A 22652-nucleotide genomic window follows, 5' to 3' on the forward strand; every position below is an offset into this window, starting at 1 on the left:
CTATTCGGCCCAGCGGACGGCGGCGAGGCCGTAATTGACCTCGAGCGGATCGACCTTGACGCCCGTGATGCGCTTGCTGGCGACGATGGCGAGTTCCGACCAGGTGACGGGGATGCTCGGCAGCTCCTCCTGCAGGATCTCGACCGCCCGCCGCTGCAACGGCGCGCGCGCGCCGGGGTCGCTCATGCCCACGAGCCGGCCGACGAGCGCCGGCAGCTCCTCGTTCGACCAGCCCATGGCGCCCCAGTCGCTGCCGCCGGGGCCATAGTCCTGCAGCAGGGTTCCGATCGGATCCGGGACGATGGAATAGAGGCGCGAGACGAGACCCATCTCCAGCGTGCCGTCGCGATGGCGGCTCGGGATCTCGGAGCTGTTGCCGACGGACACCTTCACCTCGATGCCCACCTCCCTCAACTGCGCCTGCAGCGCCGTGGCGATGGGCGGCAGCTCGGGCCAGTTGGCGTAGGTGACGAGCGTCACGCTGAAGCGCCGGCCGTCGCGCTCGAGAATGCCGTCGCTTCCCGGCTTCCAGCCCGCCTCGGCCAGCAGCCGCTTTGCGGCCTCCAGGTCGCGGCCGAGCGGCGCGAGATCAGGCACGTGCCAGCCGGCGAGCGCGGGCGGGAAGAGCTGCGTGGCGGCAAGGTCGGGATTGCGCAGGATCACCTTCGCGATGCCCGCCCGGTCGATGGCCTGGCTCACGGCCTGCCGCACCTTCGCGTCGTCGAAGAAGGGCGAGCCGGCATTGACCTTGAGGATGCGCGTGCGCGGGATCGTCGCGATCTGCACGTCGAGCTTGCCGTTGCGCCGCAGGCGTTCGACGGAGACCGGCAACATGGAGAAGACGAGATCGGCCTCGCCGCTCTCGGCCATGAGCGCGCGCGTCTCGCCCTGCCCGACGGCGAGATAGCTGACCTCGGCGATGCCCGGCTCCCCGCCCCACCAGCCTCGCGACGCTTCGAGCTCGAGCTTCAGGGGCGGCGTCAGGCTCTTCACCTTGTAGGGACCGGAGCCGACGATCCGCGAAACCTTGCCGGCATCGTAGGACGAGGGGGCGAGAATGATGGCGCTGAAATTGACGAGGTAGGCCGGCAGGGCGGCGAAGGGCTTGTCGAGGCGGATCACCACGTCCCGTCCGTCGCCTGCGATGCCGGCGATCGGCACCTGCGTGAGCACGCCGACCCCGGCCCGTGCGCGCTCCAGGCTCGTCGTGGCGGCTTCAGCCGTCACGGGCGTCCCGTCGTGGAAGACGGCATCGGGGCGCAGCGTGAAGCGCCAGACAAGGCCGTCGTCGCTGACCGACCACGCCGCGGCGAGCGCCGGCACGAGCCGCCCGCTCGTGTCGGCGGTGACGAGCGTCTCGGCCACCTGCAGCCGGCTGAACACGTAGCCCGACTGCGCCGGATCGACACCGGCGATCTCCCAGGGGCCGACGACCTTGAGCGGCTTCGCCGCCACGGCCGTGGACAGGGCCGCCAGCGCGGCAGCAAGGAACCATGCGATGCGCATCTGAGCCTCGAAACGAAATGTTATATCGTTTCATTAACCGGATGAGCAGGGCCGATGCAAGCCGAAGCCACGCGATATCCTCAGAACCGCTAGCCGGTTTCCCGTCAGCTCTGATCCGCAGACAGGCTTCGCCGTGTGTTGCGCGCCTTGAGGAGTGCGGCGACGAAGGCCCGGACGATGCGGCCCTTCTGGACATCGGGACGGAAGAGGAGGTGACTTCTGAACGGCACCTCCGGCTTGAACGGCCGCAGGACGAGGCCGCGTTCCTGGAAGCCGTCGGCCGCGAGCGGATTGACGATGCCGATCCCGACACCTTCAAGGGCCAGCGCGCAGACGGTCGCCGAATTCGGCGTTTCCGCAACGAGGCGGGGTTTCACGCCGGCCTGTTCGCAGATCTGGTGCAACCGCAGGCGCACGCGGTCCTCGGGCGACAGGGCGATGTAGTCGAGGCCGTCGAGATCGGGCGGGGTGATCATGCTGCGCGCGGCAAGGGGATGCCCGCCGGGAATGGCGCATACGCCCGGGAAGCTGCCGAAGAGCTGGTGATCGACGCCCGAGAGATCGACCTCGTCGGCGGCGAGGCCGAGGTCGTACTGCCCGTCCGCGACGTGGTTGCGGACGGCCGAGGATGACATGACCGTCAGGGTCACCGTGATCGACGGGTGCTGCTCGCGAAAGAACCGGATCGCCCTCGGCACCAATGTGGAGCCGAGGGCGGCGAGACTCGCCACCTTCAGGCTGCCGGATCCGAAATCCCGGATCCGCGCCGCCGATGCCCTGAGCCGGTCGAGACCGACAAAGCTGGCGTCGACATCTCGAAAGAACAGCTGCCCTTCCGGCGTGGGCACCAGCCGCCCCTTGATGCGATCGAACAGGGCAAAGCCGACCTGGGCCTCGAGCTCGGCGATGCCGCGGCTCACGGCCGGCTGCGTGATGCCCATCAATTCTGCCGCGCGGGAGACGGTGCCGCTGATCATCACGGCACGGAAGGCTTCGAGCTGCCGCAGGTTCACCGGTCGGGCATCCTATAAGCTTTGCGCATGGACTCAGGCTTGTCCGTCAATTGTCCTTCTACAGTGAGTGTGGATCAATGGTCCCGCAAGCCTTGAGCAGGAGTTTTCATGCGCGACCAGACGCTCTGCGTTCACAGACCGGCCGTATCTCAGGAGGGCTTCGCAAGTCTGGCGATCCCGACCTATCGCGCCTCGACCATCGTTTTTCCCGATGCGCGCTCCTATGCCGAGCGCAAGCAGCGCGGACCGGACGGCTATTCCTACGGGCTGCACGGCACGCCGACGACGCGCACGCTGGAAGCGGCCTTGACGGAATTGCAGCAGGGCGTGCGCACGGCCCTCGTCCCCTCCGGGCAGGCTGCCATTGCCGTCGTGATGCTGACGGTCCTGATGCCGGGCGACACCGTGCTCGTCCCCGACACGGCCTATCCCCCGGCGACGGGCCTTTGCGAAAACTTCCTCAAGCCGCGCGGGATCAACTATCGCGTCTATGATCCGCTGATCGGCGGGGGCATCGCCGACCTCATGGATCCGACCGTCAAGCTGGTCTGGACGGAGTCGCCCGGCTCCACGACGATGGAGGTGCAGGACATTCCGGCCATCGTTGCCGCCGCGCACCGGCGCGGGGCGCTGGTCGGCTGTGACAACACCTGGGCGACCCCGGTCTACTTCAAGCCCCTGGTGCACGGCGTCGATTTCGTCGCCGAGGCGCTCACCAAATATGTCGGCGGCCATTCCGACCTGCTGATGGGCGCCATCAGCGTGCGGGAGCTGCCGCTCCACCGGCGTCTCAAGGATACCATGCGCATGCTGGGCATCGGGGTCTCGCCCGATGACGCGAGCCTGGCGCTGCGCGGCCTGGAGACCATGGGCGTGCGCCTCGCGCACGTCGCGCGGGTCGCGGCCGCTTTCGCCGAGCGGATGGCCGATCTCGTGCCTCCGCAACTCGTGCTCCACCCGGCCCTGCCGCATTGTCCCGGCCATGCCCTGTGGAAGCGCGACTTTTCGGGAGCGAGCGGCGTCTTCAGCCTCCTCGTTCCGCCGGATGCGGAGGCGGCGATCCCGGACCTGCTCACGGCGGCGAAGGTCTTTTCCATCGGCGCGTCGTGGGGCGGCACCCACAGCCTGATCGCGCCCATGAATGTCGTGGCCGACCGCCGGGTCAGCCGCAACGTTCATCAGGGCACGATCCTGCGCATCAGCATCGGGCTCGAGGACCCGGAGGACCTCTGGGCCGATCTCGCGCCCATCGTCGCGGCGATCGCCGCGGCGAAGCCGCCTGCCGCGCGGCTGGCGGCGCTCTGACCCAACAAGAAGAGAGGGGAACAAGATGTCGAAGAAATCACCGATCCTGTCGGCGCTGGCCGGCTTCGTTTTCGTCGCCTCGGCGGCAGGCAGCCCGGCCGCCGCCCAGTCGACCCTGGATGCTGTCAAGAAGCGCGGCCATGTCATCTGCGGAGCGAGCCAGGGCACCGTCGGCTTCGGCGCCCCGGATGGCAACGGCTACTGGCGCGGCCTCGACGTCGAGACCTGCCGCGCCGTCGCTGTTGCCGTCTTCGGCGACAAGGAGAAGGTCGCCTTCGTGCCGCTCAGCGGCCAGCAGCGCATCCCCGCCTTGCAGACCGGCGAGATCGATCTCTTGCCGCGCACGCTCACATGGACCCTGCGCCGGGATGCCAACGGCATCAATTTCTCGGTTCCGAACTATTACGAGTTCACCGGCTTCATGGTGCCCAGGGAACTGGGAGTCACCAAAGTCGAGGACATGGCCGGCGCCTCCGTCTGCGTGCAGACGGGCTCCACGACCGAGGTTGTCGTCAACGACGTCTCGACGAAGCACAACCTCGGCCTGAAGCCGGTGATCTTCGACAATGTCGCTGCGACCCGGCAGGCCTTCTTCTCCGGGCGCTGCGATGCGCTCATCACCGATGCGGCCGCCCTTGCCTCCGTGCGGGCGACCCAGGCCAGCAACCCGGACGACTACGTCATCTTTCCGGCCACGCAATATATGGACGCCCTGACGCCGGCCGTCCGCCATGGCGACGACCAGTGGTTCGACATCGTGAAATGGTCGATCCAGGCACTCCTGGCGGCCGAGATGTACGGCATCACCCAGGCCAACGTCGATGAGATGCTGACCTCGAGCGACCCGCGCGTGCGGCGCTTTCTCGGCGTGGAGCCCGGCAACGGCGCGGCCCTCGGGCTCGACGAGAAGTTCGCCTACAACGTCGTCAAGCAACTGGGAAACTACGCCGAGATCTATGACCGCAATCTCGGCGAGGGGAGCCCGCTCAAGATCGAACGCGGCCCGAACCGCCTGTTCAGGGACGGCGGCCTCATGTTCCCGCTCGACTTCCAGTAGCCGACGGCCCGGAACGGGAGGCGCTCATGCTCACCAGCCTCTGGTACAGCGAAAGGGCACGCAGCTGGCTGATGCAGGCGCTGCTCCTCGCTGCCGTCATCGCCCTTTTTTCCTGGCTCGCCGCCAATACGGTCGCGAATCTCGCCGCCCGCGGCATTCGCGTGGGCTACGACTTCCTGTGGCGGCCGGCCCGCTTTCCGATCTCGGAAAGCGTGATCGCTTACAGCCCCGCGGATACCTTCTTCTGGGCCTTTGTGGTCGGCATTGCCAACACCCTCTTCATCTCGGTTCTCGCCATCGCCCTGTCGACCGCGTTCGGCCTCGTCGTCGGTCTGGCGCGGCGCTCGCGAAACCCGCTCGCGGCCGGCGTCACCGGCGCCTATATCACCGCCGTGCGGAACACGCCGCTCATCGTGCAACTGCTCTTCTGGTACGCGCTGACGACCACCGCCCTGCCTGCGCCACGCAACGCCTGGAATCCGATCGACGGCGTGTTCGTGTCGCTCAGGGGCGTGTTCCTGCCGCAGCTGACGCTGACCGGCGATGTCGGAAGCTTCGCAGGCCTCGGCGTCGCCATCATCATTGCCGCGGCCGCCGCGCTTGTCCTCGGCCGGCGCGCGGGCCTGCGGTTGCGCGCCAGCCATGTCGTTGCGGCGGCTCTTGTTGCGTTCGCCGCCGCCGCCCTTGCCTGCGGCATCGGCATCTCCGCCACGCGGCCGGAGCTGCGCGGCTTCAACTTCACAGGCGGCTTCAGGGTGTCGACCGAGTTCACGGCGCTCATGGTCGGCTTCGTCGTCTACACTTCCGCCTTTATCGGCGAGATCGTTCGTGGCGGCATCGATGCGGTGGGCAAGGGCCAGTGGGAGGCGGGCCGGGCGCTCGGCCTCAGTGAGCGCCAGACCCTCGGCAAGGTCGTGATCCCGCAGGCGCTGCGCATCATCATCCCGCCGCTGACGACGCAATATCTGTCGACCGTCAAGAACACGACACTCGCGCTCGCCGTCGGCTATCCCGAGCTCGGACTGATCGTCGGCACGGTCATCAATCAGACGGGCCAGGCCATCGAGAGCATCGTCATCATGCTCGCCGTGTTCCTCTCGATCAGCCTCGCGGTGTCGCTGTTCATGAACTGGTACAACCGCAAAGTCGCATTGGTGCAGCGATGACCTCCACAACCTCCGTCGTATCGGCCCCCATCGAGGTCCTGCGCCCGCCCGTCGCGCCGCGCCGCTCCGCCTTCACGCTTCTCTTCGGCGATCTTGCGAGCGCCGGCATCACCGTCGCGACCGGCGGGCTCCTCATCCTCGCAGTCCCGAAAATGCTGGAATGGGCTGTCTTCGACGCGGTCTTCGTCACGGCCGACCCGCGCGCCTGCCAAGGGGCGGGGGCGTGCTGGGCCTTCGTTGCCGACAAGCTCCGTTTCATCCTGTTCGGCGTCTATCCGCCGGAGGAGCAGTGGCGGCCGCTCGCCGTGATCGGCCTCATCATCGCCGGCGTGCTGATGACCCTGTCGCCCGCGCTGTGGGGCCGGCGGCTCATCCTCGGCTGGGGTCTCATCATCGGCGCCATGCTGGCGCTCATGTGGGGCGGGTTCCTCGGGCTCGCCTTCGTGCCGACGAGCAGTTGGGGCGGACTTCCCGTCACGCTTCTCCTGGCGGTGCTGTCCCTCGGCCTTGGCTTTCCGTTCGCGGTGCTGTTGGCGCTCGGACGGCGCTCCGCGAAGCCGGTCGCGCGCGTGCTCTCGGTGTTCACCATCGAGATCGTGCGGGGCCTCCCGCTCGTCGGCCTCCTGTTCGTCGCCTCCATCCTCCTGCCGCTTCTGCTGCCGGCCGACTGGACGATCGACAAGCTCGGCCGCACGGTCGCGGCGCTCACCGTGTTTTCCGCGGCCTATCTCGCCGAGGTCATCCGCGGCGGCCTGCAGGGCGTGCCGGCGGGGCAGGACGAGGCGGCGAGGGCGCTCGGCATCCCCTACTGGAAGACGGTCTGGCACATCGTGCTGCCGCAGGCGATCCAGAAGGTCATCCCGCCGCTGACGAACACGGCGATTGTCATGGTGAAGAACACAAGCCTCGTCATGATCGTCGGCGTGTTCGACATGCTGAACGCAGGCCGTTCCGCGGCGACCGACCCTGCCTGGCCCGCGCCTTACGCGGAGACTTATCTCTTCGTGGCCGCGGCCTATTTCCTCATCTGCTACGGGATCTCGCGCTATTCGCTCTGGCTCGAGCGGCGCGTGCGCGAAAGGGATTATCGATGATTGCGACCTCGCAGCCCCGTCGAGCGGCGGACATGACGCAGGCCGGGCCGGCCGTTCGGATCGAGGCCGTGCACAAGTGGTACGGCGCCTATCATGCCCTCAAAGGGGTGAACCTCGACATCCGCCGCGGCGAACGGGTGGTCGTCTGCGGCCCCTCCGGCTCGGGCAAGTCGACCCTCATCCGCTGCGTCAACCGTCTGGAAGATCACCAGAGCGGGCATATCGTGGTGAACGGCGTCGAACTCACGGGCAACCTTCGCAACATCGACGCCGTGCGGCGCGATGTCGGCATGGTGTTCCAGCACTTCAACCTCTTCCCGCATCTGAGTGTGCTCGACAACTGCGCCGTGCCGCTCGTCCTCGCCCGCAGGACGCCTCGCGCCGAGGCGGAGGCCACGGCCAGGCATTTCCTGGAACGCGTGCGCATTCCCGAACAGGCGCACAAGTTTCCCGGCCAGCTGTCCGGAGGCCAGCAGCAGCGTGTGGCAATCGCGCGGGCCCTGTGCATGCAACCCAAGATCATGCTGTTCGACGAGCCGACCTCGGCCCTCGATCCCGAGATGGTGAAGGAGGTGCTCGACACGATGGTCGCTCTCGCCGAGGAGGGCATGACCATGATCGTCGTCACGCACGAGATGGGCTTTGCGCGGCGGGTGGCCGACCGGGTCGTCTTCATGGACCAGGGCGAGATCGTGGAAAGTGCACCTCCCGAGATGTTCTTCGCCAACCCGGCAAGCGAACGCACGAGAGCGTTTCTCAGCCAGATCGTCCATTGAACCATTCGGTAGCAAAGACCACCAATGGTCTCTCTACCCCTGACCACGCCGCCAGATGTACCTTGCTCCAGCCAGACTGGTGCAGCCAGTCTCTCGTGTCTCGCAGACGCTTGAGCATGACTACAACGCGTCGATCCACGCGGTCACGGCGGCGGTCACGTCGTCCTTGCGATCGAGCATGATCCAGTGTCCTGCTCCGGTCCACGCTTCCACCTTGGACTTGGGATTCGAGAACCACGGCCGCATGCGGCGCGCCTGGGCCGGATCCCGGCACAGGTGGTAGAACGGCATTGACAGTAGCCGGCAGAATCGGGCGCTCGCCTCCTCCACGCCGACTTGATCGGGTCCTGTGAAAAGCGGACCAAAGGACTCACGCACCACATGATTGGGCATACCCTGGACACGTCGTGCGTGCCAGCGCTTGAAGGCCGGATCGGTGGCGCGGTCGTAGACGCCGGCGAACAGCGCGGGAACCACCGTGCCAGGGTCGCCGGTGGCGAGGTCCCGGGTGGTCTTGCCGAAGAGCCGCGCTGCCGCGGCATCGAAGCCGAGCGCACCGTCGATCGACACGACGGCGCGGATCAGGTCCGGTCTCTTCACCGCGAGCCGCGCCGCGATCTGGGCACCCATCGAATGCCCGACGAGGACGAACTTGCGTCCCTGATAGGCGGCGAGGATCAACGTCTCGATGTCCGCCACATAATCGGCGGGGGTGTAGGACCCGGGGGGCATGACTTCTGACCTGCCGTGTCCGCGCAGGTCGGGGGCAACCACGCGGTACTTGCTCTCGAACACCGGCAATTGCCAGCTCCAGTCGTGCGAATCGCAGGTCCACCCGTGGAGCAGCATGACGTCGGGACCGCTCCCGACATCGGTGAAGAATAGCCGTGCGGTTCGTCGCTCGTGCGCCACCGCGGGCGCGGCAGTTCCTGTTCCGGTGCCGATTGCAGCGGCTGCCGTGGTCGCCCCCATCAATCCCAGCAACTTGCGCCGGGAAAGTTCAAGACCTTCATCTGCCATGAGCCCTCCTTTGCCTTGCACCGGCAGCGCCAGGGAAGCGCGGGCCGGAATTGATCGCCTGGAGGGGATAAATATAACTTGGATATCTACGATCAATTATGCACTTTGAGGTGCGTAGATATACGCGAGGATATCGGCATGCCGAGGACCCGACCTGCGGACGTGGACATCGTCTATTTCGCCGATTGCGCGGCGCGATCCTTCTTCGACCAGGTGGCCAACAAATGGTCGGTGATGATCCTGACCATCCTCGCCGAGCGACCGACGCGCTTCAACGCGTTGATGCGCCGGTTGGAAGGGATAACCCATAAGGCGCTGACCCAGGCGCTGCGGCGGCTCGAGCGCAACGGATTGATCGCGCGCAAAGTGATGGCGACGTCGCCGGTCGCCGTCGAGTATTCGATCACCGATCTGGGCCGCACGCTGCAAGCTCCCTTCGGGGCGGTCTACGACTGGGCAATCCACCACCTCGACGACATCGAGGAAGCCCAGCGCCGATATGATGCAAGAGCCGGGCTCTGAGCGGACGACGTGGGGACGGGGGCGCGCCGCGAAGCCGACGGTCCGCTGTGTGCCCGCGTCGGCCGGCCGCCAATGACCGACAAGCGGGGCAAAGAGCCCTTCCGACCAATCGAAGTGCCTCAGATCTGGTCTGCAATCGCTGCCTTGTCGATTATCGACCAGACCCTTGCGATCCTTCCATCGGCAAATTCGTAGAACACATTCTCGTCGAACTGGATGCGCTTACCGTTGACGGGCAGGCCAAATAAGCTGCCGGTCGGAGTGCAGTCGAAATGCAGGCGGCTGGCGATGCGCGGCGGATCGGACAGTAAAAGCTCAATGTTGAAGTAAAGATCAGGGATGGCCCGAAAATCGCCTTCCAGCATCTCCCGATAACCCGCCAGCCCCACCCACCTTTCGTTATAGTGAACATTGTCGTCAACGAACTGTCCGAGATTCACCCAGTCTTGGCGGTTCAGGCAGTCGATATAGCTCCGATAGACATCGGACAGTTGGCCGTGGCGCATTGGCATTGTCTCTGGGGATAGGTTGTTCCGCTGCTGAAAATGAAAATGGTGAAATGCGGAATTACCGAGGTCAAGCCTTCTCTCGCGACGCCCTTCTGTACGTTTGCGCAAGACTGCCGCAAGGCCATTTTACGATTGCGCCAAAGGGGCCGCTTGCGGACCGCTTTCAGGTGAAAAGGGTGAAGCCGTCGACATCTTTGGTCGTGCATCCAGCAGCTTCGCCGACCTGATGGAGCAATTCGGAACTTTACATTTGGGATGGGACGCAGGGATGATTTCCAGCACGTTGAAGTTGGCGTTGATGTAACGCGACCTGTATTCTACTGCGTCTCATGGAATTTTCGCATCTCTGGCCTTGGATGGGGCTCGGCCTGGCCGCGATGCTCCTGCTAGGGCTCACCATCGGCGACATGCGCGGCGATCGCGCCGTGCCGCACACCCATGACATGGTGTGGCTCGCCTGGGCGGCCACTGCCGCCTATCTGCTCCACCAGTTCGAAGAGCATGGCATCGACGCGCGAGGCGCGCCCTACGCCTTCCGCGGCACGCTTTGCACCTTCTTCGGATTCGCCAGTGCGGCAGCCTGCCCCATTCCGGATGCCTTCATCACCGCGGTGAATATTCCCGTGGCGTGGCTCGCAGGTCCCATCGCCGCCCTGCTGGGGCGCCGCTGGCCGGCCATCGCGCTGAGCTATTTCGGTGTGCCGACGGTCAATGCCTTCGCGCACATCGGTCCGGCATTCGCGGCCGGCAGTTATAACCCGGGCCTGCTCACCGCGGTTCTTCTGTTCCTGCCGCTGTCGCTTTGGACCTTGTGGATTGCGTTGCGGAGGCCGGACCTTGGATGGCGAATGGTGGCCGCCACAATCGCCGGCGGCATCGTAGTGCATGCGGTGCTGATCCTGACGCTCGGAGCCTTTTTGATGGGCTCGCTCGGCGAAAACACCCTCGTCGCAATTGAGGTCGCCAATCCGGCGATCCCGATCCTCCTGGTTGCCGCAATCATGCGGCGACCTCATGCTCCTTGGTCGGCGGAATACGAAAAGCAGCCCGCAGCTTTTAGGATCAGGCGTGGTCGCCAAGAATGACAGCCATGGGGCGCGAAGCGGTAATCGCCTTGAGGAGAGCAAGATTTGCTCAAGGGCATGGAGCGAACGCGCTCATGCGGAAGGCGCAGCACCGGACGTGAGCCTTCCGAGCCCTTATCAAACCAGTGCCGAAAGCCGTTCTGCCGTATCGGGCATGCGTTTCAAACTCGCCTTGATCCGGTCACGCCAGCGAGGACCACGCGACAGCGCATCCTGATAGGCTTCTGCGAGATCGTCCGGGCGGTCCTCAGAAAGAACCGACACAAGGAACTCGGCCTGGGCCCGGTCCTTTCGAGCCTTCAACTGATCAGGCCCGCCAAGGCGCCGATCGGCCACGATCAGCTTGTGAATGGCGAATCGCTCGGGCCGCGGTATCTGAACCAGAACGCCAGAACGGTATAGAGCGACCACGTGAATCGGGTCGGCGATCAGAAAGTTCAGATAGTTCAGGGCCTGGGCGCTCACCCCCAATGCAGGCAGCGGCTTGACCTTTTCCTCGCCAAAGGCCGGCGTCAGAAACTCGACCATTGCTTCCGAGTGACTCTGCCGCCATTTCCAAATCTGCCGATCATTTATACCGGGCACCGGATCAAACTTGAGCAACTTGAGTATCTCGGCGGGATTCTCTTCAACCTTGTCTTCCAGAACAACCGACAGCCGTTCGAAACTGGCGAAATCGATGTCGCCGGTTTGGGCCAGCTCCTCGTAATCCATGCGCACCCCGAGGTCGCCCTGGTAGAGGCTGTAAGCTGATGTTCCCACGAGCGTACCGCCAAGCCGGAACACCCCTGCCCGAGAAAAAGCGAGAAGCAATGATCCTGTTTCGCGATCGGTCGTGATGAAGCCCTCGGCTCGGAGCGTCCTGGTGAGCCTCGCCATCCGCTTCCTGCGCTCTTCCGCGTCGGCCTTCAGCGCTTCCGCGCGTTCCAGGCGTTGACGCAGCTCCGGTTTGTCTTCGCCGAGATACCGGCTCATCATCTCGGTTCCGATCCGGAAGCGCTCATAGAGATAGGTTCGCCCGTTGCGCTGCCGCTCCTCGATGGTGCCAACCAGACCGGAGGCCCTTTCGTCGAGATGAAGACGTAGCAGGTCCTGATAGGCCACGACGGCCGGACGGCTGTGAGCAACGATTTTCATGGCGCTCCATGTCTCCGCGCTATGTGCATCAAATAATATTTTGATGCACACGGACACAAGTGTGCAGCAGAAAAATGACTGATGCACATGGATCAGGCCTTCCGAGAAGCAGGCCATCTCATTTACCGCGCTGGCGCGCTCCGGCGTAAGCGATTGAACGATAGCGCATCGAGCCGGAGGAACGGTTCCGTTCGCCGACAACCGGCCCGGGCCGGATCATTGGATGGAGGAGATCGAGAAGATCGACCTGAGCAGCCGAACCGGCGGCCGGGGGAATGCGGCCGGGACGAAGTCTCGTCCTAACGGCGATCGACCTCGAAACGTCAGCGCCGATGGCCGACAGGGGTGAACAGGGAAACGGCCGCTTTCCGGCGGAAGGCGGCGATGCTGCCGTCCCGAAAACGAGGGTACTTTGGGAAAATGCCGCTGTCCTAATCGTTGTATCTATCTCTGCGTGGGGAGTTCGATAGTCTGGCCCACAACATCGATCGCCACCTTGCCGCGAAGCCCACGGGAGCTTCCGCCTTCGAGCAATTCATGCGCATCGCCGACCCGAGCCAGAGGCAGTACCGCGCCGATGACAGGCTTGATCAGGCCGCGCTCGACGAGGTTTGTCAGCGCGTCGAGCTTGCCGCGGTTCTGCCGTGTGAACACGAAATGGTAGGCGGCATTCTTGCCCCACGCCTCGATCAGGTTTTGCGGCTGTGCGATGTCGACGATGCTGACCACCCGTCCGGCATCCGCGAGGGCGAGCGGGCTTTTCGTCAGGGTGTCGCCGCCGATGGTGTCGAACACGACGTTCACCCCCTGCCCATGCGTCAGGTCCGCCACGGCTGAGACATAGTCATCGGAGGCGTAGTCGATTACCTCGTCCGCTCCGAGCGAACGGACGAAGTCATGGTTGCTGGAGCGCGCCGTCGTGATGACCCGCGCACCCATCGCCTTGGCAAGCTGGATCGCCACGGTGCCCACACCGCCGGCGCCCCCGTGGATCAAAATCGTTTCATGGACGGCAAGCTGGGCGCGGGTCACCAAGGCTTCCCAGATCGTACCGCCAACCAGCGTCAGGCTGGCAGCCTCCAGATGACTGATATTGTGCGGCTTGCGAGCGACCAGATCGACATCGACGACGTGCTGCTCCGCATATGAGCCGGGGCCGCCGAAGATTTTGGGCGTGTAGTAAACCTCGTCGCCTATCTCGAACACGCTCACGTCGGCCCCCTTCTCTTCCACGACGCCGGAAACGTCGTGACCGATGATGGCGGGGAGCGGCACATATTCGACGTAGTCGCCGCGGCGGATCTGATAGTCCAGGGGATTGATGGCAGTGGCGTGAACGCGCACCCGGACCTGTCGCGGCCCGACAGCCGGTACGGAAACATCGCGCAGCTCGAACGCGTCGTAGCCACCGAACTTTTCGAGGACGATCGCTTTCATCGTGTCGGTCATGATCTCACCCTTTATCAAACCCAATTGAGGGGAGGAGCCTTATGGGCAGGTACACATCATCGCTCTCATTTGGCTCCCGGCGACTTCCTCGGGAGCAGCGGGCCGGCCGATCAAGATGCCGGGGAGCGATGTCACGATCCGCCGGCTCCCTCTTGTGACCGACGCAGCACGTCCTGCCATTCCGGGTGGCGACCGATCTGTGCTTTCGCGAAAGGACAGAGCGGTATGATGGCAATGCCGTCGCGCCGCGCATCCTCGATCGCCTGGCGCACCAGCCGCTCGCCGACCTTGCGGCCGCGCAAGCCCGCAGGCACTTCCGTGTGGTCGATGATGATCAGGCCTTCGCCGGCCCGGCTGTAGGTCATCTCGGCCTCCATGCCGTCGACGACGAGGCGGTAGCGTCCCTTCGACGCGCCATCCTCGCGCTCGACCCGTTCCTCGCCGGTCGGGGCCGCGGGCTTGACCGTTTCGGCATCGGGCGTGCGGACCTGCCGCGGCGCTCCATGCGCGCATTCGAGAAGCTCGCGGTCCCATCCGCCCAGATCGGCGGCGGCCTCGTAGGTCGAGACGAGGAACGCCATCAGGGCTTCGTCGGGATCGGCGGCCGACCGCACGGCATCATAGGGGAGGACGAATTCCGACAGGCCCTCGTGCCAGAACGCGGCGTCGGGCCGGACCGACGCTGCGCGGTAGCCGGCCGGGGCCGGATAGGCGTAGGCATAGAAGGCCGGATAGTCGATACCGTTACCGCCCGGCCAGAAGCCCGCCGAGGACACCTCGCGGTCATAGGCCTCCTGCGCCACGTCGTCGGGCAAGGCGGGGATGCCCGCCGGATGAAGCGGCGCGCGCCTGCCCGAAAAGCGGGTGACCGCCAGGTCGAGCGCGCCCCAGAACAGATGAACGGGACTGGACTTGCCAAGGAACGACGTGCGGAACCGGTTGAAGACCCTGTCGACCGCCATCAGGGCCTGATGGAAGCGCTGGACGGCTTCGCGATCATAGGGTCGGTCGCGATCATCCTCGGCGAAGGGTACCGGGAAGGGCACCTCGTTCGGTCGGCCGTTGAAGGTCGGGGTGCCGCCGAGCTCCGTGATCAGTCGAACGAAGCGCGCGTGGAACGTCGCGACCGTGGTCGGCCCGAGATCGAACGACACCCTGCGGCCGTTGCCGCTGGTGCCCAAGACCTTGTGCTCGCGCAGGTCGAACAGGATTTCGATGCCCGGGCCGTCGGGAATGGGCGAGGAGGCGAGACCGTTCGGCGTGACGTAGAAGGTCGCGTTCCACGAATGGTTGAGCCATGGCGTGTGGGCGAGCCGGTACTTGCCGGCGACCTGGACGTAGAGATGCAGCGCTGAACACGTCTCGCGCCAGCTGAGGTAGTCGAGGTCGGGCCACTTGGTCATTTCGGTCCTCCAGGCTGGCTCCGGTCAATCCGGAAGGGGAATGTGCTCGTTGCGGTCGTCGACGGGCAGATCGAAGCGGCCGTTGCCCCAGTTCGCGGCGCGCCATTCGGCCTTGGCGAGTTCGATGCGCTCCTGCGACGAGGCGACGAAGTTCCACCAGATGTAGCGCGGTCCGTTGAAGGTCGCGCCGCCGAGGATCATTAGCCGCGCGCCGCGGTCCCCGGCAGCAACCGAGATGCGGTCCCCCGGCCGGAACACCATCATCTGGCCTGCCTCGAATTCCTGTCCGGCAACCGAGATCGAGCCTTCGACGATATAGATGCCGCGGTCTTCGTGGTTGTCCGGCATCGGCAGCCGGCTTCCCGGCTCGAGCCTTACATCTGCGTAGAATGTCTCGGAGAGCATCGTGGCGGGCGCCGCCATGCCGTAGGCGTTTCCGAGGATAAGCCGAACCGAGACGCCACGGTCCTCGATGACTGGAAGCGTCTCCTTGCCATGATGCTCAAAGCTGGGGGCCACATCCTCATGGCTGTCCGGCAAGGCCAGCCAGGTCTGGATCCCGAACAGGCTGTTCGGGCCGCTCCGCGCCGTCGCGGAGGTGCGCTCCGAATGCGTGACGCCGCGCCCCGCGACCATCCAGTTGAGCGCACCGGGCCTAATGATCTGATCGGCGCCGGTGCTGTCACGGTGATGGAAGTCGCCCTGGAAAAGATAGGTGACCGTGCCAAGGCCGATATGCGGATGCGGCCGGACGTCGACGCCCTGTCCCGTCAGCAACTCGGCCGGCCCGGCCTGGTCGAAGAAGATGAACGGCCCGACCATCTGGCGCTTCGGTGCGGGCAGGGCGCGCCGGACCTCGAAGCCGCCAAGGTCGCGCGAGCGCGGGACGATCAGGGTCTCGATCGCATCGACCCCGACCTCGTCGGGACAGCCCGGTTCGATTGATGGGTTCCAGCTCATGTGCGTTATCCCTTGTCTTCGGAGCGCCTGATCCTGCCGAGCGATCGTCGGAGCTGGCGGCCGAAACGCCCCCGACATCGGTAATTTCCGCGAACGTCCGCGACGCAGCGTGGCAGGAGCAGGCCCTGCCGTATCGGTCTGGCAGTCACGCATTCCCGCAGGCAGATGCGTCGAAATTTGGTCGCACCCTTTCCGAGAAAACGAACGAACTCAAGCCTCCGCGTCGCGACGCGCCGGAAAGGGAGCAAGAACGGCACCAGAGCGGCATGTCCTGCACCGCAAGGCCCAAGCGCATTCGCTAGTTACCAGCCGCCGATGAGCGCTTCCCTCAGGACTCAGGAGATTGGAATGACTTTTCGCAACGGCCTTGCTTCGCTTCTTCGCCCCGAGGATTCCGTACTGGTCCTGATAGACCATCAGCCCTACCAGCTGGCGAACTTGAACAGCCACGATCCGCATGCCGTGGTCAACAATTCGGCCGCGCTGGCGAAGGCTGCGAAGGTCTTCGGCGTGCCCACCATCCTGACCAGCGTCGTCGCGGATCGTGGCGGTCATATCTTCCCGCAGATCACCGACGTGTTTCCCGGCCAGGAGATCATCGACCGTACGCTGATCAACACCTGGGAGGATCCCAAGGTTGTCGACGTGGTCAAGGCGACAGGTCGCAAGCAACTGGTCCTGGCCGGCCTGTGGACCGAGGTCTGCGTCGCGATGCCGGCAATCCAGGCGGCCGGCGAAGGCTGGGACGTGACAGTCGTCACCGATGCGTCCGGCGCCGTTTCGACAGAGGCGCATGAAATCGCCATCCAGCGCATGATCGCGGCCGGCGTGAACATGATCACCTGGATGGCGCTGGCGGCGGAATGGCAGCGCGACTGGGCGCGGAGCGAGACCGCCGGGGCGCTCAACGAGGTGGTCATCCAGCATGCCGCGGGCAGCGGCATCGCCTATCTGTGGGAGCAGCAGTTGCTCAACACGCCGGTGCCGAGCCCGGCGAGCTGATTTGAGTTGCGATGGCGAGGCGAGCCCGAGGCATCCCGCGAACGGGCGTGGCCTCGTCATCCATGGCGCTGCTCAAAGCTGCCGCGAAGGAGGCACGGATGGATTTCGAGAAACTCATGCAGGCCAACCTCGATCTGGTGTTCGGCGAACGTGACCCCACGCGGCGCATCGCGGCGATCCAAAGGATCTACGCAGAAAACGCGGAGCTTCACGAACCCGAGCGTTCGGCGCGAGGACATGAAGCGATCTCGCAGGCCGTAGCGGACGTTCTGGAGCATCTGCCTCCGGGCTTCGTGTTCACCGCGTTGAGGCCGGCAGTGGGCCACAACGGCGTCGGTCGCTTGCAGTGGGGCGTCGGCCCGGCCGGAGGTCCGTTCGCGGCCACGGGCACCGATGTCGCGCATGTCGAAGGCGGCCTCCTTCGAACCCTGCATGTTTGTTTTCCTCGATCAACCGGGACCTTGAATGGGGATGGCGTCCTGAGCGGAGAGCCAAGCTGGCGACGACCCCGCCGGGGCCTCTGTCGGTTTAAAGGAGCTGCTGCACATGACCGGATCTGGCTTTCCTGTGGGACTGGAGATGGATGTCTCCTATCCGAATTTCCAAGTCAGCCTGACGCTTCTGTCCACTGAGCAATTGAGGTTCGAGATCAAGGAAGGGCCATTCGCCCGGACCGAAACCGTCGATATTCAGGTCGTGCCGATCGGCAACAGCATCTTCGCGGTCAGCTGGCAGGAGGAGAGCGGCGCGACGGTCACGAATGTTCAGGACTACGATCGCAGTCTGGTCTTCTCGTTTGCGACACTGCCCGACGGGCAGTTCCTACGAATGACCGGCAAAATGGCGATCACACGGCCCGCGCATCGCAGCTCCGACGATCGGCCGCGGCGCAACAAGGAACTCGTCCTCGAGGCGATGACCTCTCTTTTCCAGCGTCGTGACGCGTCGGCCGTGGAACGGCTCTACGCCCGGGACTACATCCAGCACAACCCAAACATTCCCCAAGGTCGCGACGCGTTGCAGGCGATCGTCACCGGCCTGCCGGAGCACGTCTTCTACGAGCCCGGACTGATCGTCGCCGGCGACGATCTCGTCGCCATCCACGGACGCATCCGCGGCTGGGCGGACGAACCGCTGATCGCAGTCGACATCTTTCGGATCGAGGACGGCAGGCTGGCCGAGCACTGGGACGTGTTGCAGAGCGAGGTGGCTGCGACGGCGGCCGACAGCGGCATTTCGATGTTCGACCCCGAGGAAGGAGCACATGGCGCTGCGCCGAAGCCGGGATAGTCGCGAACCACCCCATCCGATGCGGTCCATCAGGATCGACAATGACTTGTGAGAACCCGTCATGGAACGGGCGTCGACAGTTTCGCGGCCCTCCTTCCCGGCTGGGCGCATCTCACCGGGACCAGCCGAGCGAGGGGCTCGGCGGCATCCCGCGCGTCACCTTCCAGATGAGCACCGCCTCGCGATGAAGCGGTCCATCGAGGTTCTTGGCACAAGTCGCCCCAATCGTCCGGGCATCTCATCAGGGACCGCACATGATCTGATCGGTCGTCGGCGACATGACTCCGGGGCGATGGTGGCAATTGCACTTACCCCTGTATGATCGCCGCGCGTTCCGTCGAAACCGTCAACACAAGGCTCTAAACCATGCCCAAAGGATCGGACCTTCTTGTTGCCGCGCTGGAGAACGAGGGCGTGGATCGCGTCTTCGGTGTGCCGGGCGAGGAGAATCTCGACCTCCTGGAGTCGTTGCGAACCTCCGGTATCGAGCTGGTCTTGACGCGTCATGAGCAGGCCGCGGCCTTCATGGCCGCGACGCATGGGCGGCTGACGGGCAGACCCGGTGTCTGCCTGGCTACGCTCGGCCCCGGCGCGCTGAACTTCTCCACCGGTGCGGCCTATGCGCATCTCGGGGCCATGCCGATGATCCTCATCACTGGCCAGAAGCCTGTGATGAGCGCCAAGCAGGCCCGATTCCAGATCGTCGATATCGTGGCGTCGATGAAGCCGCTGACCAAGATGACGCGTCAGATCGTCAGCGCAGCCGCCATACCCTCCACGGTGCGTGACGCCTTTCGCGTCGCGACGGAAGAGCGACCCGGGCCGGTGCATCTGGAATTGCCGGAGGACGTCGCGGCCGAAGAGGTCGAGAACGCCTCCGTCATTCCGGTCCACACCGCAGAGCGGCCTGTCGCCTCGGCCCTGTCGCTCGACGGCGCGGCTGAGATAATCCTTGGCGCCAGCCGACCGCTCGTCATGATCGGTGCGGCAGGCAACCGGCCTGCTCTGGTCGAGGCGCTTTCGAGCTTCGTGAGACGCACGCGGCTGCCGTTCTTCAACACGCAAATGGGCAAGGGCGCGGTCACCGGCGGCTCGAATCTCTACATGGGAACCGCGGCGCTGTCGGAGGGCGACTACGTCCACGAGGCCGTCGAGCGCGCCGACCTGATCATCGCCATCGGCCACGATACGGTCGAGAAGCCGCCCTTCCTGATGAAAAGCGCCGGCGGGCCACGAGTCATCCATGTCGGCTACCAGTCCGCCACGGTCGAGCAGGTCTACCACCCCGATATCGAGGTGATCGGCGACATCGGTGCTGCCGTCGAGGGGCTTGCCGAGCGGCTCGAAGGAAAGCTGACGCCCGACGAGGGAATGCTCGATCTGCGCCAGCGTATTCTCGCCCGCCTCAACGACCGCGCCGAGGAGGACCGTTTTCCGGTCACGCCCCAGCGCATCGTTCATGACGTTCGCAAGGTGATGCCGGAGGACGGCATCGTGTGCCTCGACAACGGCATGTACAAGATCTGGTTCGCGCGCAACTACCGCACCCATGTCGCCAACACGCTGTTGCTCGACAATGCGCTTGCGACGATGGGCGCCGGCCTGCCCTCGGCGATGATGGCGGCAATGCTTCATCCGGACCGCCGCGTCATGGCGGTCTGCGGCGACGGCGGCTTCATGATGAATTCGCAGGAGATGGAAACGGCGGTGCGCCTCGGCCTGAATCTCGTCGTCGTCATTCTCAACGACAGCGCCTATGGCATGATCCGCTGGAAGCAGGCGGTCGACGGTTTTCCGGATTTCGGCATGAGCTTCGGCAATCCCGACCTCGTGCACTATGCCCAGGCCTATGGCGCGAAGGGTTCACGGGTTACGGCGGTCGAGGATCTCGTGCCGACGCTCGAGGCCGCTTTCGCCGGCGGCGGGGTCCATCTGGTCGATGTGCCGATCGACTATTCCGAAAACACGCGCGTGCTGGTCGACGAATTGCGCAACCGCACGCCCGACGTGGAATGCGCGTGAATGCAGGTCGAGGAGCACCGCCAATGCTGACAGTCGTGCAAGCCTTCGATCGCGCGCCGATCGCGGAGATCGAGTCCGACGATGCCCCCGCGCTGGAGCGCAAGTTGCAAGCCGCCGATCGCGCCTTCAGGGATCGCGACGGCTGGCTGAAGCCTCATCAGCGCATTACGATCCTGCGCAAGCTGGCCGCGCTGATGGAGGGCAAACGCGATCATCTCGCCCTGCAGATCGCGCGCGAGGGCGGCAAGCCGCTGCCCGACGCCACCGTCGAGACCAATCGCGCCATCGACGGGGTCCACAACGCCGCCGACGAGCTGCGCAATTTCGCCGGCCGCGAGATCCCGATGGGACTGTCGACGGCCGCCGAGAACCGCTGGGCCTTCACGACCAAGGAGCCCATCGGGGTCGTCGCGGCGATTTCCGCCTTCAACCATCCGCTGAACCTGATCGTTCACCAGGTCGCGCCGGCCATCGCAGTCGGCTGTCCGGTCATCGTCAAGCCGGCGACCACGACGCCGCTGTCCTGCCTCGATTTCGTGGCGCTGGTTCGCGAGGCCGGCCTTCCCGAGCATTGGTGCCAGACCTTCGTCACGGAAGACAACGCACTGGCCGAAAGGCTGGCGACCGATAGCCGTGTTGCCTTCCTCAGCTTCATCGGCTCTGCCCGGGTCGGCTGGTCCCTGCATTCCAAGCTCGCCCCCGGCGCGCGCTCGGCGCTGGAGCATGGCGGCGCCGCGCCGGCGATCGTCGACCGCAGCGCCGATCTCGACAAGGTCATCGAGCCGATCGTCAAGGGCGGCTACTATCATGCCGGGCAGGTCTGCGTGTCGACGCAGCGCATCTTCGTCCATAGCGACATCGCCGATGACTTCACGCAGAAGCTCGTCACCCGCGTCGACAAACTGCGCACCGCCGACCCCACCCTGAAGGACACCGAAGTCGGACCGCTGATCCTGCCGCGCGAGGCCGACAGGGTCGGACAGTGGATCGAGGAAGCGGTCAAGGGCGGGGCCACGCTTGCGACCGGCGGCAAGCGCCTGTCCGAGACGACCCTGCAGCCGGCGGTTCTGCTCGACCCCGCCGCCGATGCGAAGATTTCGATGCTGGAGGTTTTTGGCCCTGTCGTCGCGGTCTATCGCTACCGCGATCTCGACGACGCGATCCGTCAGGCCAATGCGCTGCCGACTGCCTTCCAGGCGAGCATCTTCGCGCAGGATATCGATGTCGCGTTGCGCGCCGCCGACCGCCTCGATGCCTCGGCCGTGATGATCAACGATCCCACCGCCTTCCGCACCGACTGGATGCCCTTTGCCGGCCGCAGGGAGTCCGGATACGGAACCGGCGGCATTCCCTACACGATGCGCGACATGACGCAGGAGAAGATGATCCTGATGCGCAGGAGCTGACCTCGTTCGATCAGAACTGCGGGTCCAGCGCGTCCAGCGCGGCGCAGACCTCGGCGCCGAAGTCCGGATGGACCTGCCGAAAAAGCTCGATCTGCCGTTCTTGCGATGTTTCGCTGCGGGTCGGAGATCGACGGACGGTCGCGCCATGCCGGCAGGAACGACGTGCTGCGTCCCCGCGCTGGTGCCGGCCCTGCTTCAACAGGTCCTGATGGCGGCATGCAGGGCGATGCCCAACCTGTCAAGTTCGGCCTTCGTGAAGCTTTTCCCTCGGACGATCATGCGTGAGTAGAGGGGAGCAAAGAGAAGATCGAGCGCCAGCTCCCTGTCGAGATCCGCGCGCAATTCGTTTCGGGCAATGGCGCGATCCAGCAGTCGATGTCCGAACTGTCGCCGTGCCTCCGCGATGCCATGCAGCATCGACGCCAATTCGTTCGATCGCAGACGTTCGGCAATCAGATCGGGGATTATGCGGCGGACCAGAGGATGCCGCAGGACCGCGCGCGTCGCTCGAAGGTACTCCCTGATGTCCGCCTGCAGAGAGCCTTGGTCTGTGGCACCCAACCGCATGACCTCGACACTTCGTATCGCTTCGCACGCGAATTCCAGCTTCGACGGCCAGCGCCGGTATATCGCCGCCTTGCCGGCGCCCGCCCGTGCCGCCACGCGCTCCAGGCTTACTGCCGCAAAGCCGGTTTCTGCCCACTCCTCGAACAAGGCTCTGAACAGCGCCGTCGTCAGTTCGGGCCGGATGACCGCCGCCCCACTCGGTTGCCGTCTTTTTGTGAGGTCGACACTCTTGCGTTCCATCCAAAAGCCCTCCACTGTGGATGGAACGGTAGCGTCTCAACCTATGCGTGAGAAGAGATCGAGGCGAGCTTCAGCGGGTATTTCTGACTGACTTCGGGGCCGGAGACGAAGATCGCGGCAATG

General features: G+C 65.0%; 21 protein-coding genes. 12 read left to right on the forward strand and 9 right to left on the reverse strand.

What is annotated here, in order from left to right; translation table 11 throughout:
- Positions 1–1506, reverse strand: a complete 1506-nt coding sequence (locus tag AL346_RS05395; protein WP_019403204.1) for an ABC transporter substrate-binding protein — start codon at positions 1504–1506, stop codon at positions 1–3.
- A gap of 104 nt (positions 1507–1610) precedes the next feature.
- Positions 1611–2519, reverse strand: coding sequence for a LysR substrate-binding domain-containing protein (locus AL346_RS05400; protein ID WP_019403203.1), 909 nt, complete (start codon positions 2517–2519; stop codon positions 1611–1613).
- A 108-nt stretch (positions 2520–2627) separates the two neighbouring features.
- Between AL346_RS05400 and AL346_RS05405 the strand changes: the two genes are divergently transcribed.
- The 5 genes from AL346_RS05405 to AL346_RS05425 are packed head-to-tail and all read left to right on the forward strand — an operon-like array spanning position 2628 to position 7917.
- Positions 2628–3824, forward strand: a complete 1197-nt coding sequence (locus AL346_RS05405) for a PLP-dependent aspartate aminotransferase family protein (RefSeq protein WP_019403202.1) — start codon at positions 2628–2630, stop codon at positions 3822–3824.
- A 25-nt stretch (positions 3825–3849) separates the two neighbouring features.
- Positions 3850–4881: an amino acid ABC transporter substrate-binding protein gene (locus AL346_RS05410; RefSeq protein ID WP_019403201.1), complete on the forward strand. Its 1032-nt coding sequence runs from the start codon at positions 3850–3852 to the stop codon at positions 4879–4881.
- 26 nt (positions 4882–4907) lie between these two features.
- On the forward strand, positions 4908–6047 hold the full coding sequence (locus AL346_RS05415) for an amino acid ABC transporter permease (protein WP_019403200.1): 1140 nt from the start codon (positions 4908–4910) through the stop codon (positions 6045–6047).
- Complete coding sequence (locus tag AL346_RS05420) at positions 6044–7141, forward strand: amino acid ABC transporter permease (RefSeq protein WP_019403199.1); 1098 nt, start codon at positions 6044–6046, stop codon at positions 7139–7141. Before AL346_RS05415 ends, AL346_RS05420 begins: the two co-directional genes overlap by 4 nt.
- Positions 7142–7173: 32 nt before the next feature.
- Positions 7174–7917 (forward strand): amino acid ABC transporter ATP-binding protein, encoded by a 744-nt coding sequence (locus AL346_RS05425; protein ID WP_019403198.1) that lies wholly within the window; start codon positions 7174–7176, stop codon positions 7915–7917.
- A gap of 120 nt (positions 7918–8037) precedes the next feature.
- Here AL346_RS05425 and AL346_RS05430 read toward each other — a convergent pair whose 3' ends face one another.
- Entirely contained in the window at positions 8038–8937 is a 900-nt protein-coding gene (locus AL346_RS05430; RefSeq protein WP_245303223.1) for an alpha/beta fold hydrolase, read from the reverse strand.
- A gap of 162 nt (positions 8938–9099) precedes the next feature.
- On the opposite strand from AL346_RS05430, the gene AL346_RS05435 reads away from it, so the two are divergent.
- Entirely contained in the window at positions 9100–9459 is a 360-nt protein-coding gene (locus AL346_RS05435; protein ID WP_019403196.1) for a helix-turn-helix domain-containing protein, read from the forward strand.
- 119 nt (positions 9460–9578) lie between these two features.
- Here the strand turns inward: AL346_RS05435 and AL346_RS05440 are convergent, their stop codons facing one another.
- Positions 9579–9965 (reverse strand): ester cyclase, encoded by a 387-nt coding sequence (locus AL346_RS05440; RefSeq protein WP_019403195.1) that lies wholly within the window; start codon positions 9963–9965, stop codon positions 9579–9581.
- A 359-nt stretch (positions 9966–10324) separates the two neighbouring features.
- Here AL346_RS05440 and AL346_RS05445 point away from each other — a divergent pair, with 359 nt between their 5' ends.
- Positions 10325–11053: an HXXEE domain-containing protein gene (locus AL346_RS05445; RefSeq protein WP_019403194.1), complete on the forward strand. Its 729-nt coding sequence runs from the start codon at positions 10325–10327 to the stop codon at positions 11051–11053.
- 117 nt (positions 11054–11170) lie between these two features.
- On the opposite strand, the gene AL346_RS05450 is transcribed toward AL346_RS05445, so the two are convergent.
- The 4 genes from AL346_RS05450 to AL346_RS05465 form a co-directional block, all read right to left on the reverse strand.
- Positions 11171–12190 carry a GSU2403 family nucleotidyltransferase fold protein gene (locus tag AL346_RS05450; protein ID WP_019403193.1) on the reverse strand — a complete coding sequence of 340 codons (1020 nt, stop codon included), beginning with the start codon at positions 12188–12190 and terminating at the stop codon, positions 11171–11173.
- Between the two features lie 444 nt (positions 12191–12634).
- Positions 12635–13639, reverse strand: a complete 1005-nt coding sequence (locus tag AL346_RS05455) for a zinc-dependent alcohol dehydrogenase family protein (protein ID WP_019403192.1) — start codon at positions 13637–13639, stop codon at positions 12635–12637.
- 131 nt (positions 13640–13770) lie between these two features.
- Entirely contained in the window at positions 13771–15042 is a 1272-nt protein-coding gene (locus tag AL346_RS05460; RefSeq protein WP_019403191.1) for a DUF5996 family protein, read from the reverse strand.
- A 24-nt stretch (positions 15043–15066) separates the two neighbouring features.
- Complete coding sequence (locus AL346_RS05465) at positions 15067–16002, reverse strand: pirin family protein (RefSeq protein ID WP_019403190.1); 936 nt, start codon at positions 16000–16002, stop codon at positions 15067–15069.
- Between the two features lie 348 nt (positions 16003–16350).
- On the opposite strand from AL346_RS05465, the gene AL346_RS05470 reads away from it, so the two are divergent.
- The 5 genes from AL346_RS05470 to AL346_RS05490 all read left to right on the forward strand — a co-directional run bounded on the left by AL346_RS05470 (position 16351) and on the right by AL346_RS05490 (position 21722).
- A complete protein-coding gene (locus AL346_RS05470) occupies positions 16351–17004 on the forward strand; it encodes a hydrolase (protein WP_019403189.1) in 654 nt (217 codons plus the stop codon).
- A 116-nt stretch (positions 17005–17120) separates the two neighbouring features.
- Entirely contained in the window at positions 17121–17636 is a 516-nt protein-coding gene (locus AL346_RS24530) for a nuclear transport factor 2 family protein (protein WP_245258921.1), read from the forward strand.
- The gene (locus AL346_RS25320) at positions 17551–18294 is read left to right on the forward strand and encodes a nuclear transport factor 2 family protein (protein WP_019403187.1); all 744 of its coding nucleotides are present in this window, start codon (positions 17551–17553) and stop codon (positions 18292–18294) included. Before AL346_RS24530 ends, AL346_RS25320 begins: the two co-directional genes overlap by 86 nt.
- A 366-nt stretch (positions 18295–18660) precedes the next feature.
- Positions 18661–20316 (forward strand): acetolactate synthase large subunit, encoded by a 1656-nt coding sequence (locus AL346_RS05485; RefSeq protein WP_019403186.1) that lies wholly within the window; start codon positions 18661–18663, stop codon positions 20314–20316.
- A gap of 23 nt (positions 20317–20339) precedes the next feature.
- A complete protein-coding gene (locus tag AL346_RS05490) occupies positions 20340–21722 on the forward strand; it encodes an aldehyde dehydrogenase family protein (RefSeq protein ID WP_019403185.1) in 1383 nt (460 codons plus the stop codon).
- Between the two features lie 195 nt (positions 21723–21917).
- Here the strand turns inward: AL346_RS05490 and AL346_RS05495 are convergent, their stop codons facing one another.
- Entirely contained in the window at positions 21918–22529 is a 612-nt protein-coding gene (locus AL346_RS05495; RefSeq protein WP_019403184.1) for a TetR-like C-terminal domain-containing protein, read from the reverse strand.
- Between the last annotated feature and the right edge of the window lie 123 nt (positions 22530–22652).

The organism is Chelatococcus sp. CO-6 (assembly GCF_001271345.1).
GTDB classification, from domain to species: domain Bacteria; phylum Pseudomonadota; class Alphaproteobacteria; order Rhizobiales; family Beijerinckiaceae; genus Chelatococcus_A; species Chelatococcus_A caeni.

Coding starts and splice junctions, on each gene's coding strand:
- AL346_RS05455 (WP_019403192.1), bottom strand. CDS start 13,639: ATGACCGACACGATGAAAGCGATCGTCCTCGAAAAGTTCGGTGGCTAC.
- AL346_RS05440 (WP_019403195.1), bottom strand. CDS start 9,965: ATGCGCCACGGCCAACTGTCCGATGTCTATCGGAGCTATATCGACTGC.
- AL346_RS05445 (WP_019403194.1), top strand. CDS start 10,325: ATGGGGCTCGGCCTGGCCGCGATGCTCCTGCTAGGGCTCACCATCGGC.
- AL346_RS05410 (WP_019403201.1), top strand. CDS start 3,850: ATGTCGAAGAAATCACCGATCCTGTCGGCGCTGGCCGGCTTCGTTTTC.
- AL346_RS05450 (WP_019403193.1), bottom strand. CDS start 12,190: ATGAAAATCGTTGCTCACAGCCGTCCGGCCGTCGTGGCCTATCAGGAC.
- AL346_RS05465 (WP_019403190.1), bottom strand. CDS start 16,002: ATGAGCTGGAACCCATCAATCGAACCGGGCTGTCCCGACGAGGTCGGG.
- AL346_RS05490 (WP_019403185.1), top strand. CDS start 20,340: ATGCTGACAGTCGTGCAAGCCTTCGATCGCGCGCCGATCGCGGAGATC.
- AL346_RS05470 (WP_019403189.1), top strand. CDS start 16,351: ATGACTTTTCGCAACGGCCTTGCTTCGCTTCTTCGCCCCGAGGATTCC.
- AL346_RS05460 (WP_019403191.1), bottom strand. CDS start 15,042: ATGACCAAGTGGCCCGACCTCGACTACCTCAGCTGGCGCGAGACGTGT.
- AL346_RS05495 (WP_019403184.1), bottom strand. CDS start 22,529: ATGGAACGCAAGAGTGTCGACCTCACAAAAAGACGGCAACCGAGTGGG.
- AL346_RS24530 (WP_245258921.1), top strand. CDS start 17,121: ATGCAGGCCAACCTCGATCTGGTGTTCGGCGAACGTGACCCCACGCGG.
- AL346_RS05420 (WP_019403199.1), top strand. CDS start 6,044: ATGACCTCCACAACCTCCGTCGTATCGGCCCCCATCGAGGTCCTGCGC.
- AL346_RS05415 (WP_019403200.1), top strand. CDS start 4,908: ATGCTCACCAGCCTCTGGTACAGCGAAAGGGCACGCAGCTGGCTGATG.
- AL346_RS25320 (WP_019403187.1), top strand. CDS start 17,551: ATGACCGGATCTGGCTTTCCTGTGGGACTGGAGATGGATGTCTCCTAT.
- AL346_RS05395 (WP_019403204.1), bottom strand. CDS start 1,506: ATGCGCATCGCATGGTTCCTTGCTGCCGCGCTGGCGGCCCTGTCCACG.
- AL346_RS05405 (WP_019403202.1), top strand. CDS start 2,628: ATGCGCGACCAGACGCTCTGCGTTCACAGACCGGCCGTATCTCAGGAG.
- AL346_RS05485 (WP_019403186.1), top strand. CDS start 18,661: ATGCCCAAAGGATCGGACCTTCTTGTTGCCGCGCTGGAGAACGAGGGC.
- AL346_RS05430 (WP_245303223.1), bottom strand. CDS start 8,937: ATGGCAGATGAAGGTCTTGAACTTTCCCGGCGCAAGTTGCTGGGATTG.
- AL346_RS05425 (WP_019403198.1), top strand. CDS start 7,174: ATGACGCAGGCCGGGCCGGCCGTTCGGATCGAGGCCGTGCACAAGTGG.